1 protein-coding gene is annotated in these 1,365 nt (G+C 64.3%); it reads left to right on the forward strand.

The annotated features are described in order from the left end of the window. The first annotated feature begins 120 nt into the window (after nucleotides 1-120). Nucleotides 121-1,365 carry an IS256 family transposase gene (locus CXY82_RS00060; protein ID WP_104169148.1) on the forward strand — a complete coding sequence of 415 codons (1,245 nt, stop codon included), beginning with the start codon at nucleotides 121-123 and terminating at the stop codon, nucleotides 1,363-1,365.

The raw sequence follows: 1,365 nt of genomic DNA on the forward strand, positions 1-1,365 counted from the left end.
GGTTACGTCCCCGTGAGTGGTGTGGTTTCCCGCTCTTGAGCGTTGCTTCGTCAATGTAAAGAGCCACCGTGGGATGGTCAGTGAGTACCGACTAAAGCAACTCACAAAGGACACCACACGATGGCTCTAGACCAGTCTGCCCTGCTCGACCTGCTGGGAGAACTCAAACTCACCGATGTCACCGACCGCATCCGCGTCGCGACCGAAACCTTGTATCAAGAATTGATCGATGCGGAGGCGACCGCGTTCATCGGTGCAGCCCCGTTCGAGCGCTCTGGCGACCGCACCACTTACCGCAACGGCACCCGAGCGCGCACCCTGACGACCACAGCCGGGGGCCTCGATCTGAAGATCCCGAAGCTGCGCGCCGGGTCGTTCTTCCCCGCGCTCCTGGAGCGTCGCCGTCGGGTCGACCAGGCGTTGTTCGCTGTCGTGATGGAGGCTTATGTCCACGGCGTCTCGACCCGCAAAGTCGACGACCTGGTCAAGGCCCTCGGAGCGGACACGGGGATCTCGAAGTCGGAGGTGTCCCGGATCTGCGCGGGCCTGGACGCTGAGGTGGCCGAGTTTCGCGACCGCACCCTCGCCGCGCAGGACTTCCCGTACGTGTTCCTCGACGCGACCTACTGCAAGGCCCGCGTTGGGCGCCGGATCGTGTCCCAGGCCATTGTCGTCGCGGTCGGCGTGGCTGCCGACGGGCGCCGGGAAGTCCTCGGTTTCGACGTTGGTGACAGCGAGAACGAGGGCTTTTGGACCAGCTTCCTTCGGTCGCTGAAGACCCGCGGCCTCGGCGGGGTCAAGCTGGTTATGTCTGACGCGCACACCGGCCTGAAGAAGGCCATCGGGACCGTGTTCCAGGGCGCCGGCTGGCAGCGCTGCCGGGTTCACTTTATGCGCAACGTCCTCGCCGTGATCCCGAAAGGATCCCAGGACATGGTCGCCTCGATCATCCGCACCATCTTCGCCCAACCGGACCGCGAACACATCGAGAAGCAGTTCCGAGAAGTCACGACCATGCTCGGCCGATCGCACCCCAAGGTCGCTGCCATGCTCGTCGACGCACAACCCGACCTCCTCGCGTTCGCCGCGTTCCCGCGGCGACACTGGCGCCAGATCTGGTCCACGAACCCGCTGGAACGGGTCAACAAGGAGATCAAACGCCGCACCGACGTCGTCGGAGTGTTCCCTAATTCCGCGGCCCTGCTGCGCCTGGCCGGGTCGGTCCTGATCGAGCAGCATGACGAGTGGGAAGCCGGCGAACGCCGTTACTTCTCCGAAGCATCCATGCTCGAGCTGGCCACCATGAACAACCCCATCGAGGTCATCGACGAGGCGGTGATACTCCCCGAACTCGCCGCCGCCTAA

It is taken from the genome of Cryobacterium sp. M23, from assembly GCF_002929655.1.
GTDB classification, from domain to species: domain Bacteria; phylum Actinomycetota; class Actinomycetes; order Actinomycetales; family Microbacteriaceae; genus Cryobacterium; species Cryobacterium sandaracinum.

Coding starts and splice junctions, on each gene's coding strand:
- CXY82_RS00060 (WP_104169148.1), top strand. CDS start 121: ATGGCTCTAGACCAGTCTGCCCTGCTCGACCTGCTGGGAGAACTCAAA.